Origin of the sequence: Bradyrhizobium sp. CB2312 (genome assembly GCF_029714425.1) — a bacterium.
In the GTDB taxonomy this organism is placed as follows: domain Bacteria; phylum Pseudomonadota; class Alphaproteobacteria; order Rhizobiales; family Xanthobacteraceae; genus Bradyrhizobium.
In genome coordinates this window covers 481,709-496,769 of the sequence record NZ_CP121668.1, presented here as the reverse complement: position 1 = coordinate 496,769, position 15,061 = coordinate 481,709, and the positions used below count along the sequence as shown (strand labels likewise).

The following is a 15,061-nucleotide window of genomic DNA, read 5'->3' as shown; positions in this document are numbered from 1 at the left end:
CCTGATCCGCCGTCTTACGCCGCCGCCCGGCTCAGCTCGGAGGCGCCGGCCGCGCCCGCGGTCTGCTCCTTCAGCGCCGCGATCAGGCCGGGACGGTCGAACTTGGCGACATAATCGTGGAAGCCGGCCTGCCGGCCGCGCTCGATCGCCGCCGGCGACACCAGCGCCGACAGACCGATGATCGGCGTTGCCGCAAGGTTGTTGTCGGAGCGGATCACTTCCGCGAACTCGAACCCGTTCATGTCGGGCATCTCGATGTCGGTCAGGATCACGTCGAAGCTTTGCGCGCGCAGTGCCGCAAGGCCCTCCTGCGCGGTCGGCGCGGTGCGGACGCGGTAGCCGGCGGCTTTCAGGACGGGCGCCAGCATGTTGCGGAAGAAGGCGCTGTCGTCGACCAGCAGCACCGACTGCGAGTGCATCGACGGCTTCATCTCCTTGCGGGTGAACCAGTCGGCGAACGCCATCGGCAGGAAGTGGCCGACGTCGATCACCTCGGTGGCCTGGCCCTTGATCACGGCCGAGCCGAGAATGCCGGAGGAGGAGCCGCCGACCTCGATGTTGAGCCGTTCCTCGACGATGTCGATGATCTCGTCGACGACGAGACCCATGGAGCGGCCATCGTCGGCGAACACCAGGATCGGCTGGGCGCCTTGCGAAGCGATGGTGACGCTCTCCATCGCCACCAGCGGCATCAGCTGCTCGCGGTACTGCACCATGTAGCGGCCGTTGGAGAACTCGATCTTGTCGGCGGGCAGCTCTTCGAGGCGCGTGACGAGGCCAAGCGGGACCGCCTTGGGCTGGGACGAGCCGGCGCGGAACACCAGCAGCGAGGTGGTCTGCTCGCCACTTCCGATGTGATGCGCGCCGTTCTCGTCGGCCATGTCATGGGCCGAGGAGCCGGCGGCGCCGAGCGCTTTCGCAATGCCGTTGGGATCGATGATCATGATCACCGCGCCATCGCCCAGAATGGTGTTGCCGGAGAACATGTCGATGTGACGCAGTTTCGTGGACATCGGCTTGACCACGATTTCTTCGGTGTGGAACACGCCGTCGACGACGATGCCAAAGGTCTGGCTGCCGACCTGCGTGACCACGATGAAGCCGTTCTCGGGATCGGAGGCGGCGCCGTCGTCGATCTTGAGCAGCTTCTTGAGATGGATCAGCGGCAGCAGCTTGTTGCGCAACCTGAGGACCGCGGTGTCCTTGATGCGCTCGATGCGGTGCTCGGAGTTGGCGCGGGCGCGGACCAGCTCGACCACCGAGAGCTGCGGGATCGCGAAGCGGTCACCGGCGGCTTCCACGATCAGCGCGGAGACGATCGCGAGGGTCAGCGGGATCTTGATGGTGACGGAAGAGCCTTCACCCGCCACCGACTTGATGTCGATGGTGCCGCCGATCTGGTCGATATTGGTGCGGACCACGTCCATGCCGACGCCGCGCCCCGACACCGAGGTGATGGCGGCCGCGGTGGAGAAGCCCGGCGCGAAGATGAACTTGTGGATCTGGGCTTCGCTCATCTTCTCGAGCTCAGCCTCGGTGACGAGACCTGACGAGAGCGCCTTGGCCTTGATCTTCTCGGTGTTGAGGCCTCTTCCGTTGTCGGCGATGCAGATGATGATGTGGCCGCCCTCGTGATAGGCGGACAGGCGAATGGTGCCCTGCTCGCCCTTGCCGCTAGCCAAGCGCTCGGCGGGGGTCTCCAGGCCATGATCGGCGGAGTTGCGCACCATGTGGGTGAGCGGATCCTTGATCAGGTCGAGCACCTGGCGGTCGAGCTCGGTGTCGGCGCCGTGCATCTCCAGCTCGATCTGCTTGCCGAGTTCGCTGGAGAGGTCGCGAACGATGCGGGGCAGCTTCTGCCAGGCATTGCCGATCGGCTGCATGCGCGTCTTCATGACGCCCTCCTGCAGCTCGGCGGTGACGTTGGAGAGGCGCTGCAGCGGCACCTTGAACTCGGTGTCCTCGTTGCGGCGGGAGATCTCCAGCAGCTGGTTGCGGGTCAAGACCAGCTCGGAGACCATGGTCATCAGATGCTCCAGCGTATCCACGTTGACGCGGATCGACTGGTTGGCGATGCGGTCGCCCTCACCGACACTCTCGTCGGCCATCGACTTCTTCGGCGCGGCCTTCTCCTTGGCGGCGGGCTTGGCAGTTTCCTTGGCTTCCTTCGCTGCGGGAGCGGGAACCGCGGCCGCCGGCGCAGGTGCCGGCTCGGCCTTCGCGACTGGCGCGGGGACCGGCGCTTCGATCGCGGTCTCGCGGAAGGCGCGCTCGAGCTCGTCGAGCGAGACCTCGCCGGGACGCAGCGGGCGCTCCAGGGTTTGCTCGATCAGCGAGCCGGTCGTCATTTCTTTTGCGGGTGCGGATGCAGCGGCGGGTGCTTCCGGCACCAGCGGCGGGGCCTCAGCGACTGGAGCAGCAGCGCCCGCAGCCATTGCGGCCATGCCCTGCTCGACCATCGCTTCCAGCTTGTCGATGAGATCGCGGTCGTTGCCTTCGGGCTCGGCTTCAGTTGCCTCGAGACCGGCCAAAATTTCCTTGATGCGGTCGATCGAGGACAGAATCACCGTCACGGCCTGGCCGGTCACCGGCATGCCGTCGCGGAATTTGCCCATCAGGGTCTCGCCGGCATGGGCCAGCGCTTCGAGCCGCGGCAGGCCGAGGAAGCCGCAGGTGCCCTTGATGGTGTGGACCAGGCGGAAGATGTTATCCAGGATCTTGGCGTTGTTCGGCTCCTGCTCGAACTTCACCAGCTGATTGTCGACGGTGTCCAGGCTCTCGCTGGTCTCCGTCAAAAACTCCCGCAACAGATCATCCATGAGCTACGCCTTACTGACCTCGACCTGCATCTGGACGCCCGAGCCGTCGCGCCTGGCAATCGACGGAAGTCCGCTTCTGGATCGTTAGACATCCCCTTTCACGGTCCCGTTAATTTCAGCCTCCGTCCTAATACGGATATTGAAGAGAAATTTGCCGTTCGGCCGGATGCGAAAGCGTTTTTCAGCAAAACCGGTGCCGCGCTGCGGCCGCAAAGCACGTGAGGTAAACGCAACGACAACGGCGCGACGAGCCGCGCGAGAAAGTCCTGCTTCTGAAGGGCGATACACGTGAGGCGCGCGACATCGAATCGCGTGGCCCGGCAGCGGCAGCGCTCACGCGGCCATCGATTCCCCGCTTGCATGGAGTTACGAAGTTCGCGTTTGCAGTAAACGGACGGTTACCTCGCGGCCGTGGCGACCCGCGCCGCGGTAACCCAGCCGCGCGGCCGCGGCAACGTCGCCAGCGGGACGATGCTCCGCTAGGCAATCGTTGATGGCGGCGACATGAAAGCGCCCTTGCCGCTTTTTCCTGCGATGGCTGCAGGGATCGGGACGCAAAACCCGTGAGCGAATAGCGCCGGTTTTTGCTTCGCCGCCAATGCGGCAGGCTGTCTGCCCCTAACGGCGATATGGACGATACACAACCTTTGCAATAGAATCTCTTGCCGTGCAACTGAATGACGAACGGTGCGCGGCGCCGATCATCCATTGCATGCGCCGGATTGACCTGCATGACCGCGAGCAGCCGCCCGCCCAACCAGTTGCTGCAAAGACTCGACGCGGCAGACTTCGATCTGCTGCGCCCTCATCTGACGACGGTGGCAATGGTCAGGGAGTCTGTCTTGGGGAAGGCGGGCGCCGCGCTGAAACACGTCTACTTCCCGCATGGCGGTTCCGTCTCCATCACGGTGGGTCTGGCCGAAGGACAGATGATCGAGGTCGCGATGCTGGGCTGCGACAGCGTCGTCGGCGCCGGCGCGGCGCTGGCCGACGGCATCGCGCCGGCGGACGCGGTGGTCTTATTCCCCGGAGCTGCATCCATGCTGGAAATCGCGGCGTTCCGGGCGGTGGCCGCCGCAAGCGCGCCGTTTCGCAGCCTCATGGTCCGCCATGAGCAGGCCCTCCTCGCGCATGCCCAGCAATCTTTGCTCTGCAACACGCTCCACTCCGTCGAGGCGCGGCTGGCGCGCTGGCTGTTGCGGGCCCGCGACCTCTCCAACAGCGAGATGCTCCCGCTGACGCAGGAAGCGCTGGCGCAGATGATGGGCGTCAGGCGCAACGCCATTTCGCTGGTCGCACATGCGCTCCAGCAGGCCGGCATCATTCACTACACCCGCGGCCAGATCGAAATCGTCGACCTGCAGGCGCTGGAAACGACCTCCTGCGGCTGCTATTCGGCGGTGAAAGCCCAGCACATGCGCCTGATCGGCGCCTTGCCGTGACGATGGCGCTGGCTGCATGCCGTGACGCACACAGCGACGCGGCGATCGGCGCGACCGGACATCTTGTCCCAATTGCCAATATATCCCGACGGGCAGATGATGAAACTGCTCGTGCGGGGAGCGATTTCGCTTGCCCCGACTTTGCTGGCGCAGGAGACGGAGACAGCTTTGGAAACGATGGTGCGCCCATCCAACGGTTTCCTGTCCGCGCTGTCGGCAGACGATTATGAATTGATCCGCCCGCATCTGCGCACCGTGGATCTGCCGCATGACGCGGTGCTGGTCGAGACCGGCGAGACGCTCAGGCGCGCTTTCTTCCCGCACCGCGGCGTGATCTCGCTGGTGGTGAAGCTCGCCAAGGGCGAGCATGTGCAGGTCGCCATGATCGGCCGCGACAGCTTGCTCGGGACGCTTTCCACCATGGGCGACGCCTGCGCGCTGAACACGGCGATCGTGCTGGTTCCCGGCGTCGCGTCCGTGATGGATCTCGACCGGTTGCGCGGCGCGGCCGAGCAGAGCAGCAGCCTGCGGACGCTGCTCACGCGCCACGGGCTGGCGGTGTACGCCCAGGTCCAGCAGACCGCGGGCTGCAACGTCGCCCATCCGGTGGAATCGCGGCTGTCGCGCTGCCTGCTGCACACCCACGATTTGTCGGGCGACTATCGGCTGCTGCTGACCCAGGAGGCGATGGCGCACATGATCGGGGCTCGGCGCAACAGCGTGTCGCTGGTCGCCAACACGCTCCAGCAGGCTAATTTCATCCATTACAGCCGCGGGCACATCCAGATCCTCAATCTGGACGGGCTGCGCCAGACCGCGTGCGAATGCTACGCCACCGTGAAGGCCCAGTACGACCGGCTGCTCGGCTCGCACTGAGCGGCGCCCTCGCATGGTAAACCTTCGGCTAACGCCGGCGCGCAAACACGCTCCGTCCTGCTACCGGAACTGAAATGCGGATGCCGTAGACACGGGGCTCGCGCCGCACGCGCCGCGCGACCGGTGAACCGCAATCAGGACAGGCAAAGCCATGTTTGAAGTGACCGTCGCGCCTGTTCGGAAAGCGATCGATGCCGCACCCGTGCGCGAGCCGGGTGCGTATGCAGCGCTGGTGGCGGAGATCGGCGAGGACGGCGCCCAGGAAGTGCGCACCGTGTTCTGGAGCGAGACCTGCGCACGCCTGCAACTGTTCCGCACGCTCGCGCTCGCGCAGCACCACGCCAGGATCGCGCGTGAAGCGCATTCGCTGAAGAGCGCGGCCGGGACGTTCGGCTATGTCAGGCTCGCGGCGCTGGCGCTGCGGCTGGAGCAGACCGCGGAAACGCTTGACGAGATCGAATTCCGCGATCTGCTGGACCTGATGGACGGCGCCTTTGACGCGGCGCGCGCGCAGGAGCCGCAGAAGTAGCAAACTCTATGAAAGCCCGCCGTACTTCTACGGTTTGGGATTTTTAGAGATGGCTAATCATAGGTGGTGATAGTCGCCGGAAACCAGGAGGGTTTCCATGTTCACCTATGAGACCGCGGACCAGAAAGAGGTCCGTCGCTTCCGCATCGCACAGTTCAACGGCCGGATGGCGACGGTGAAGTCTGGCGAGGCGACGGTGACTGGTTTCGTTCGTTCGGTGCTGGAGCAGGAATCGAGCACGCCGCCGCGCTGGACCATCACGATCATCCCGAACGCGCCGAAGGAAGAGCCCAAGCCGCTGCGGTCCGGCTCGCGCGCGCGTCCCTTCGCCGAAGACTATTTCTGAGCGCGTTGGGGTTCCCGGCCTGTCTCAGGCCCGGGCAACACATGGATCTCAATCGATCGAATGCAGCAGCGCCGCACGGACGAGGTCCGCGGTGTTGCGCGCGCCGAGCTTGCGCATCGCCTCGGCGCGATGGCTCTCGAACGTGCGCGGGCTGATCTGCATCCGCAGCGCGCCCTGCTTGTTCGAATAGCCCTCGCTGATCAGCCGCAGAACTTCGCGCTCGCGCTTGGTCAGCCGCTTCTGGCCCGACAGGCCGATAAGCTCGGCGCTGGGCAGGCGCTGCGGCTGCGCCGCGCGGGCCGGCTTGAATTCTGCATCCTCGGCGCCGGACGGGGCCGGCAGGACACCCTTGTGAGGGCCGGCAAGCTGCTTGACGAGGCCGCAAACGCGCTCGGTCTGCGCCAGCGCATTCTCCACCACCCGCTGCAAATAGGCACGGTCGCCGGTGACAGGCGCGAGCTGATCGCTGTGATGCTTGATCTCGCCCATGTAGAGCAGCAGCGCCGTCAGGGGGCCGTTGAGCTCGCGGGCGATGGCGGCGGCCATTTCGTCGGCAGCCTTGGTCCGGGCCGCGTTCAGGCGGACGAAATCGAGCTCATCAGCTGGAGCAGCGCCGCTCTCGTACCATTCCGACGGCCGCGAATCAGTGGCCGTATCATTCTGTGACCCCATGTGGTTCGTTTACCGGAACCCACCCCGGTCTGTGGTTAACTTTTTGCTCCGTAAGACTACGGTGATTTTGACGGTTTTGTGCTGAAATATCGACTTCGGCACAATTTGTGCTTGCGCGCCGCGTCCACTCACCGCGCCAGAGTTGAGATTTCCGTTCGGAACCCGAGCCGGCGCGCGGCAACCTCCTTAACCACGGCGTCCCGGCCGGACCTCGCGGCTCCCGGTTTTTACGGATTAATTAACAATGACTTGCTTCTCTTGGCAGGATTGAGAGCGCGCAAATGCCTCCCCGCCTCGAGCCCTGTAGGGCTTGGTGGGAAACGCTGCGAAAGATTGCGTGCCATGAACGAGATCGATCGGCTGTCCGAGTTCTTGCAGAGGCTGACGCCGCTGTCGCGGAGCTGTCTGCTCAGCGAGCTTGAGCGGCTCGAGCTCTGCGGCATCGACATGCCGGGCTCGGCCGAGATCCAAGCGCGCCTGCGCGCCGAGTTTCGCAAGGACGGATCCAACCAGGCGCGCGCCACCAACCCGTCGCGTTATTTCTTCGCGCCGCTCGAGCTGCTGCTGATCGACGGCGCGCCCGAGCATGCCAATCTGGGGCGGATCTCGCGCAACACCCTCACCCCGATCTGGGAGTGGATCTGCCGCGACCTGCTGCCGACCATGGCGCGCGACTACATCAAGGCGATCAACGACCAGGTCGCCGCCAACAACCCGAAGGAAGTGCTGAAGACCGCCTCGATCTTCCAGACCAAGGTCATCAAGGTCCTCGAGAACACGCTGGCTTCAGCCGAGAGCGCCGAGTTCGCGCGCGGCAAGCTCGCGCAGTACACCGCCTCGCGCACCGCCTTCGACGACGTGAGGAAGATGCAGCACGTGCTGCGCGCCGGCGACGCGCTGCCGAAGTTCAACGAAAAGCTGCCCGAGAAGATCGCGAAATTCGACGACGGCCAGGTCGCGCAGATCACCGCGCAGCTCGACGCCTTCAAGAAGGCCCATCCCGAAGCGCTGCCCTACGCGCTGACGCTGGTGGCACGGCGCCTGAAGACGTCCTGGCAATTGGTGCGCCTCGCCACCAAGGCGGCCGCCAGCAAGAGCGCCGCAGACGTCGCCGCGACGCCCTATGCCTGCGTCGTGCCGATGGTGCTCGACAGGCTCGATGACAAGCGCCTCGCCCTGCGGGTCGCGCTCCGGCACAACCGCGTGCTGGTCGCGCGCGACCTGCTCGCCGAGATCTACGACACCGAATATGCGCTCAAGGTCCGCATCGACGGCATCGAGGCCAGCGAATGGGGGGTCCGCCTTCAGCAATTGATGGACGCGATCGCGGCACTGGTGTCCGCCGAGGTGAGCCGCTTCCCCTCCAATGTCGGGCACATCCTCGGCTCGCGACGGCTGCGCAGCCACGACACGCTCGGCGGCAAGCTCTCCTATCTGGCCTGGAAGGGACGCGACGCCGTGCAGGACGGCGCGGCGGCGTTTCGCAAATTGATCGGGCAGACCTGATCTCGCGCGGCTAACGCGGCAGGCACAGGAAGCGATCCATAAATCGCCCTGACAGCACGAACCTGAACCACCAATAGATCATTCGCCGCATCGACATAGCTGCAATCCTCGACAGCCCACCACCGGCTGTGCGGAGCAATAGCGCACGTGCAGCAATGCGCATGTGAGGTATTTCACATTTGGGCCGTCGCGGCCGGACCCATTGTCGCAGAACTGTCACGAGCGAAGGCGGAACTTGCGCGCATCGCGCGAAAATGAGTTCGTCGCTCATGGCTGCCGCAACTATCCTCCGATGCGCCGCAGAAGCATTGAGAAGGAGGTCGCGATGAGACCGGCTCGACTGACATTGACGATGGTGGCGCTACTCACGGGCGCGCTGGCGCTCACATCGGCGACGACGGCGCAGACGTCGCCGCCGCAAGGCAATGCCGCGCCAACCGCCGACAATGCGGTGCTGCTCACCATCTTCTTCAAGCACGACCAGTCGCGCCCGCTGAACGAGCTGAACGCGCAGCTCGAGAAACAGGGCTACTACAAATCCTTCCCGCCGCCCGGCGTCGAGGTCGTGAGCTGGTATGTGATGATGGGAATCGGCCAGGTGATCACGCTGCGCCTGCCGGCGTCGCGCTTACGCGAAGTCAATCGCATCATCGAGGACACCGCGTGGGGTCCCTACCGCACCGAGTTCTATCCGACCTACGATTACAAGGCGGTCGGGATGGCCCAACACGACAAGGCCACAAGCAATTGAGGCGTCCATTATTCAATTGGGCGAAACGCAAACGGCTTCGTCCTATTGCAGGACACCGCTGCTTCTTGCGCACCGACCGCGACGTTCGGGAATCTTCCGCGATGACGGTGTCACACAGCCGTCACGCACGTTCAGACGTAAAAACTTCTCTAGCGAAATCCGAACAATTTTAGACGAGCTGCGTGCTTTAACGTTACCCAGATAATTCAACAATCGGCTGAAGCCCTCCATATTTGAAACTGCTCCCATCGCTAACACCATTCGCGGAACGGGAGTGGTTTGCGATGAACGATGAACTTGTTGAGCTCGCCGGACGAAGGCCCAAAACCTTCGGACGGCGAAAAATGATGCCGCGCGCATGCGTCGCCGACAGCAAGCGCCACCTGCGCGCTTTCCTCGCCGAGGTGCTGGAGGATCTCGGCTTCGTCACCAGCGAATGCGCCAGCGCCGAAGAGCTGCAAGCCGTGCTGACCAGCGACTTGCCGGATTTGATCCTGCTCGGCATCGCCGCCGACGGCATCGAGCCCGGCAAGTTTTTGGAGACGCTGGTGCGCGAGGCCTTCGACGGCAAGGTTCTGACCGTGGGCGCCCGCGAGTCGATCATCGTCAAGGCGGTGCAGCAGGTCGGCGAGGAGTATGGCCTTGCGATGCTGCCGCCGTTGACGACGCCCTTTGCCGCGGAGACGCTGCGCGAGCGCATCGCGATGCTGCTGCCGGAGGAGCCGGCGCCGAGCCCGGCCGTGTATGTCGGCGAGGCCCTGCATGCCGGCTGGCTCGAGCTCTGGTACCAGCCCAAGATCGACGCGCGCACGCTGATCCGCAGCGGCGCCGAGGCGCTGGTGCGGATGCGGCATCCGACCTGGGGCGTCGTGCCGCCCGCCTATTTCATTCCCGAGCCCCACGATCCGCATCTGCGCGACCTGTCGGAATTCGTGATCGAGCGCGCCGTGCAGGACTGGCACTATCTCCTGGAGCAGCAGAGCCCGGTCGATCTCTCGATCAACCTGCCGGCGTCATATCTGAAGGAGCCGCAGGCCGCGCGCGACCTCTGCCGCCGCATGCCGACGCATCCGGCCTTCGGCGGACTGACGATCGAAATCGACAGCGAGGAGGCGATCCGCGACCTCGATCTCCTCGCCGAGGTCGCGCGCGAGGTGCGCCTGCACAACATCGGCCTGTCGATCGACAATCTCGGCGCCAACTGGCCGTCGCTGATGGACCTCGACAAGATTCCCTTCATCAAGCTGAAGGCCGACCGGCACTTCGTCACCGGCAGCGGCAATGATCGCCTCAAGCGCACGGTGTGCCGCCACATCGTCGAGCTCGCGCACGGCTACGGCGCGTGCACCATCGCCGAAGGCGTGGAGAGCCGCGCCGACCTCGTCGCCGCGAACGAACTCGGCTTCGACCACGTGCAGGGCTATCTGTTCGGCAAGCCGATGCCGCTGAAGAAGTTTGCACGGAGCGCGCTGACCCGGACCGTGATGGGAGGCGAGTGAGGCCATCGCCTCACCCAAACCGAGAGCTATTTCGCATTTCGATTCTTGCTTGCGCCCTTGAGAGGCGCCGAGGGCCGTGGGTTCGCCGATTCAGCAGACTGAATACAAGACAGAAGATCAACGTAGCTTTGGGCGTAGGGGATTGAAGTTACCTCGGCTTCGCAGCGATCCCGAACGGGACCGGCATTTGCGGTCCAAAGGGCGCTCAGCTGTTGCTGAGCGTCTGTTTCATCACTCATGCATTTCTCGAGGCTCTGCCCCAGAACGACTCCGTTTGCCTTGTCATCAGCCACCGTCGCCTTGCACAGGACCTCCACATTCAAATGGGGGACGCGGTCAGAAGCGGGCGTGACCAGCTGGCCTCCGAGAAGTGCCGCCGACAATAGCGCAACCTTCATCCTGACCTCCTCAGGTTCTGCCAGCCCATGAGCTTGAGTGCTCCCAGTGCGACTCCGCCTGCTGGCCCCTTGGGATCAGCTGCTCGCAACCCTCCTGACGGCCGGCGGAGACCAGCTGCCGTTGATGATCGAAGGCGCCTTCTCGTTCGGCCAATACATCCGCAGCATCAGAACGAACTTGCCGGCGGGTGCGGGCAGCCAGTTCGACTCCTTGTCCGTTCCAGGCGAATCCTTCTGGATATAGAGGTCGATCGTTCCGTCCGGATTGGGCTTGAGATTCTGACGAGCGCTGATCGAATAGCGGTTGAGCGGATTGGCGACGAAGAAATACTTCTCGTCGTACATCGTCAGCGACCAGAAGCCGCCGACAGGAGGAAGCTGCCCCTTCGGGAAGCGCATCACATACTTGTTGCTGCCGACGTAATCTTTACCATCGACGTCCTTCTGCGACGTCGGATAGCAGGCATCCTGGATTCGGTTGGCACCGAGCCCGATGGCTGTGACCAGGGCACGATTGAGGTAGTCGGTGCCGTAGACGCCGGTCTCCGTGTCGAATGCCCAGCCGTTCGTGTTCCTGATGGCCTTGTTGACCTTGAATTGGATCATGATCCGGTCAAAACCGACTTGCGGGATGCGCTTCGCAAAATCGGCGTCGAGCTTGCTCGCGTCAAAATCCTTGCCCGGAACGAGACCGATCTTCGCGAATTTGGCCAGCTCAGGAGCGTCGGCGGCTCCCGGCGGATTGCGTTTCATCAGTTGAGCCAGAAGGCTGAAATATGCCACGGCGTCCATACGATTGACCTGATCGCGCACCGGGGTGGTCATGTCGATCGCCGCATCGACCTTGCCAGGTGGAGGCGTGTAGGATTGCCCGTAGGCGCTCAGGGGGAAGAGCTTGCACTCATCCTGGGCGGCGTGCACCGCCGCGTAGTCCTCGGGTGTGCCGGTACAGTAGATGCGACCTAGAATCCATACGATGCTCGTCGGCGACTTGTATTCCTTCACGCCGGCAGGGAGCTTGCCTTTCCAACCCGGGCCGGTGATCGCATAGACCTGCGCCTTGGTCCCCGTCGTGCGCTTGCCCGGGACCTGGAATACGTTTGTCCAGCCATCAAGCATCGGAAACAGAAAATAGCGGTCCTTCATGTCGGGGATACTGACGACCCACGGCTCGTCTCCCACGTCGATCCACGCACTGGTGTAGAGCGTATCCGCATTCGGAGCCGTCACATCCCTGAAGCTTGCGTCGGGATAGGTCCGCAGCTTGATGAATTGCCCCATAGGCCCGCGCGTACCCTCGACGGCAGCCATATTGGTCATGACCCGCCGCGTCATCTCCATCGTCACGAGCGGATAGCCGAACACATAGGCGTCGGTGGCAAGCCAGAAATCTTCGCCACCTTCAACCGCGCTCAACAAAGGACCGTCGTAATCCGCTCGGCCGACCGAGAGTGCAAGTGCCGAGATCGCGCCTCCCAAACCGCCAGACAAAAGATTCCGACGAGTCATGTTCATGACGCTACTCCCAAACCTACTCTTATCTCGAGAGCTCGAATTGAATTATGGATACTCCCGCAACGATGGGCGCATTTCTGTCGGTCGAGCGAGGATGCCGATCACCGCCACATCAGCCAACCTGCAGAGGGGATATCGGCCATGCGTTGTTACGTCGTTGCGAAATAGGCACGCGATGCATCAGGGAGATAACTCTCCTCATGCAATGAGATACCGCGTGCCGGCACGGACGTTGATCTAGATCAACATTGGTGCTCGCACATGCCTGGTCAGGAATTGCACTGCATTCACGCGTACCGCCGTGCGAAGAACACGCAGACGACCACGAGCGCGGTCGCGGCGATCATGCTCCAGGCGACCGGCTCGTGCAGCAGCAGGCCTGCGAGCGCGAGGCCGAAGAACGGCTGGAGCTGCTGCAACTGGCCGACACGCGCGATACCGCCGATCGCGAGTCCCCGGTACCAGAAGATGAAGCCGACGAACATGCTGAAGACCGAGACATAGGCGAGCCCGATCCAGGCCGGCGCACCGACGCCGCCCCACGTCGGCGGCCATGCCCAGATCGCGAGCGGCAGCATCAGCGGCAACGCAAGCAGCAGCGCCCAGGAGATCACCTGCCAGCCGCCGACGCGGCGCGACAGCGCGGCGCCTTCCGCATAGCCGAGCCCGCACAGCACGATCGCGGCGACCATGAGCAGATCGCCGGTGAGCGAGGCCGAGCCGTCGCTGGACACGGCAAAGCCCGCCACCGTCGCGCTGCCGAGCACGGCGAACAGCCAGAACAGCGGCCGCGGACGCTCGCCGCCGCGCAGCACGGCAAAGATCGCGGTCGACAGCGGCAGGAGGCCGATGAAGACGATCGAATGCGCCGAGGTGATGTGCTGGAGCGCGAGTGCGGTCAGCAAGGGGAAGCCGACCACGACACCGATGGAGACGATCGCGAGCGAAGCGAGATCCTTGCGGTCTGGCCGCGCCTGACGGAGCAGGAGGAGCACGGCCGCACCGATCAGCGCGGCAATGATCGCGCGCGCGGAGGTCAGGAACAGCGCGGAGAAGCCGCCGACCGCGACGCGCGTCGCCGGCAGCGAGCCGCTGAAGATGATGACGCCCAACAGACCGTTTGGAAGTCCGCTGCCCCAGCCGCTGCCCGCAGATTGCATTTTCATCTCGCTTGTTGGGTCGCCATCCTCGGCGTTCTGCGCTGGCGAGACCAGCGACAATCCAGTACAATCCGGAAGAGCTGTATGGGTATGGAAGGCAGTACACCTTGGACGGCACGGCGCAAGCGAAGGGACGCGGCGGAACGCGGACCCTGGATGTGATGAGCGCGATCCGCGCCAAGGTCGCGGGCCGCGCGCTCAGTGCCGGCGACCGCCTGCCGTCGATCCGCCGCCTTGCCGCAGCGATGGGCGTCTCGCCGTCCACCGTCGTCGAAGCCTATGACCGGCTCGCCGCCGAAGGCCTGATCCGCCCCCGCCGCGGCTCGGGCTTCTATGTGTCACCGACGGCGGCGCCGCCGCTGGCACTTGCCGAGGCCGAGCCGCGCCGCGACCGCGAGGTCGACCCGTTCTGGGTCTCCAGGCAATCGCTCGATACCGACCCGGCCGTGCCAAAACCCGGCTGCGGCTGGTTGCCACCGGAGTGGATGCCCGAAGAGGCCTTACGCCGCGCCGCCCGCGCGCTGGCGCGGACCGAGGCGAGCGTGCTGACCAATTACGGCTCGACGTCCGGCTCGCTCGCGCTGCGCCGTCTGCTGCTGGCGCGCCTCGCCGAAGACGGGATCGAGGCTTCGATCAACCAGCTGATGCTGACCGGCTCGGGCACGCAGGCGACCGACCTGATCTGCCGCTTCCTGCTGCGGCCCGGCGACACCGTGCTGGTCGACGACCCCTGCTATTTCAATTTTCGTGCGCTGCTGCGCGCGCATCAGGTCAGGATCGTCAGCATACCCTACACGCCGTCGGGCCCTGACATCGCGCGCTTCGAGCAGATTCTCGGCAGCGAGAAGCCGCGGCTCTACATCACCAATTCAGCGCTGCACAACCCGACCGGCGCGACGATCTCGCTCCAGACTGCGCACCGGCTCCTGACCGCGGCCACGGGCCACGACCTCACCATCATCGAGGACGACATCTTCGGCGACTTCGAGCCGGAGCGCTCGCCGCGCCTGGCCGCGCTGGATGGCTTGAACCGCGTGATCCGCATCGGCAGCTTCTCCAAGACGCTGTCGGCTTCGGTGCGCTGCGGCTACATCGCCGCGCGGCCCGACTGGATCGAGCATCTCGTCGACCTCCAGGTCGCAACCAGTTTCGGCGGCCCAAGCCCGGTCGCGACCGAGATCATCACCGCCGTCCTGGCCGGCGGCAGCTATCGCAAGCACATGGACGAGCTCCGGCAAAGGCTCACACGCACGCGCCGCGACGTCGCGCGCAAACTTCAGGCTCTTGGCATCGAGCCCTGGCTGATGCCGCGCGGCGGCTTCTTCCTCTGGTGCCGCCTCGCGGCCGGACAGGATGCCACGCAGGTCGCCCGCGCAGCGCTGAATGAGAACGTCGTGCTCGCGCCCGGCAACGTCTTCAGCGTGTCGCAGACCGCGCAAAACTTCATGCGGTTCAACGTGACGCACATGAACGAGCCGCGGATGTGGGACGTGATGCGGCGGGCGTTGATGACGGCGCCGGCATGATGGCCGACGAGAAGGCGCCGCA

13 protein-coding genes are annotated in these 15,061 nt (G+C 64.5%); 8 read left to right on the top strand and 5 right to left on the bottom strand.

The features are described 5' to 3' along the window. Nucleotides 1–14: 14 nt before the first annotated feature. The gene (locus QA642_RS02385; RefSeq protein ID WP_283083214.1) at nt 15–2,819 is read right to left on the bottom strand and encodes a hybrid sensor histidine kinase/response regulator; all 2,805 of its coding nucleotides are present in this window, start codon (nt 2,817–2,819) and stop codon (nt 15–17) included. 731 nt (nt 2,820–3,550) lie between these two features. On the opposite strand from QA642_RS02385, the gene QA642_RS02380 reads away from it, so the two are divergent. The 4 genes from QA642_RS02380 to QA642_RS02365 all read left to right on the top strand — a co-directional run bounded on the left by QA642_RS02380 (nt 3,551) and on the right by QA642_RS02365 (nt 6,012). After that, nucleotides 3,551–4,261: a Crp/Fnr family transcriptional regulator gene (locus QA642_RS02380; RefSeq protein WP_283083213.1), complete on the top strand. Its 711-nt coding sequence runs from the start codon at nt 3,551–3,553 to the stop codon at nt 4,259–4,261. Between the two features lie 177 nt (nt 4,262–4,438). After that, on the top strand, nt 4,439–5,137 hold the full coding sequence (locus tag QA642_RS02375) for a Crp/Fnr family transcriptional regulator (protein WP_283087136.1): 699 nt from the start codon (nt 4,439–4,441) through the stop codon (nt 5,135–5,137). Nucleotides 5,138–5,288: 151 nt separating this feature from the next. Then, a complete protein-coding gene (locus QA642_RS02370) occupies nt 5,289–5,666 on the top strand; it encodes an Hpt domain-containing protein (RefSeq protein WP_283083212.1) in 378 nt (125 codons plus the stop codon). 97 nt (nt 5,667–5,763) lie between these two features. Continuing rightward, a complete protein-coding gene (locus QA642_RS02365) occupies nt 5,764–6,012 on the top strand; it encodes a hypothetical protein (RefSeq protein WP_283083211.1) in 249 nt (82 codons plus the stop codon). A 48-nt stretch (nt 6,013–6,060) separates the two neighbouring features. On the opposite strand, the gene QA642_RS02360 is transcribed toward QA642_RS02365, so the two are convergent. Further along, entirely contained in the window at nt 6,061–6,684 is a 624-nt protein-coding gene (locus QA642_RS02360; RefSeq protein WP_283083210.1) for a helix-turn-helix transcriptional regulator, read from the bottom strand. Nucleotides 6,685–7,026: 342 nt separating this feature from the next. Between QA642_RS02360 and QA642_RS02355 the strand changes: the two genes are divergently transcribed. The 3 genes from QA642_RS02355 to QA642_RS02345 all read left to right on the top strand — a co-directional run bounded on the left by QA642_RS02355 (nt 7,027) and on the right by QA642_RS02345 (nt 10,440). Beyond that, entirely contained in the window at nt 7,027–8,190 is a 1,164-nt protein-coding gene (locus tag QA642_RS02355) for a hypothetical protein (protein WP_283083209.1), read from the top strand. Nucleotides 8,191–8,515: 325 nt separating this feature from the next. Then, a complete protein-coding gene (locus QA642_RS02350) occupies nt 8,516–8,941 on the top strand; it encodes a hypothetical protein (RefSeq protein WP_283083208.1) in 426 nt (141 codons plus the stop codon). A 284-nt stretch (nt 8,942–9,225) separates the two neighbouring features. Beyond that, nucleotides 9,226–10,440, top strand: a complete 1,215-nt coding sequence (locus QA642_RS02345; protein ID WP_283083207.1) for an EAL domain-containing response regulator — start codon at nt 9,226–9,228, stop codon at nt 10,438–10,440. 26 nt (nt 10,441–10,466) lie between these two features. Here the strand turns inward: QA642_RS02345 and QA642_RS02340 are convergent, their stop codons facing one another. The 3 genes from QA642_RS02340 to QA642_RS02330 all read right to left on the bottom strand — a co-directional run bounded on the left by QA642_RS02340 (nt 10,467) and on the right by QA642_RS02330 (nt 13,513). Continuing rightward, on the bottom strand, nt 10,467–10,838 hold the full coding sequence (locus QA642_RS02340) for a hypothetical protein (protein WP_283083206.1): 372 nt from the start codon (nt 10,836–10,838) through the stop codon (nt 10,467–10,469). A gap of 75 nt (nt 10,839–10,913) precedes the next feature. Then, nucleotides 10,914–12,353, bottom strand: coding sequence for a DUF1254 domain-containing protein (locus QA642_RS02335; protein WP_283083205.1), 1,440 nt, complete (start codon nt 12,351–12,353; stop codon nt 10,914–10,916). A gap of 287 nt (nt 12,354–12,640) precedes the next feature. Then, nucleotides 12,641–13,513 carry a DMT family transporter gene (locus QA642_RS02330; protein WP_283083204.1) on the bottom strand — a complete coding sequence of 291 codons (873 nt, stop codon included), beginning with the start codon at nt 13,511–13,513 and terminating at the stop codon, nt 12,641–12,643. Between the two features lie 107 nt (nt 13,514–13,620). Here QA642_RS02330 and QA642_RS02325 point away from each other — a divergent pair, with 107 nt between their 5' ends. After that, nucleotides 13,621–15,039 (top strand): PLP-dependent aminotransferase family protein, encoded by a 1,419-nt coding sequence (locus QA642_RS02325; protein WP_283083203.1) that lies wholly within the window; start codon nt 13,621–13,623, stop codon nt 15,037–15,039. Nucleotides 15,040–15,061 lie beyond the last annotated feature (22 nt).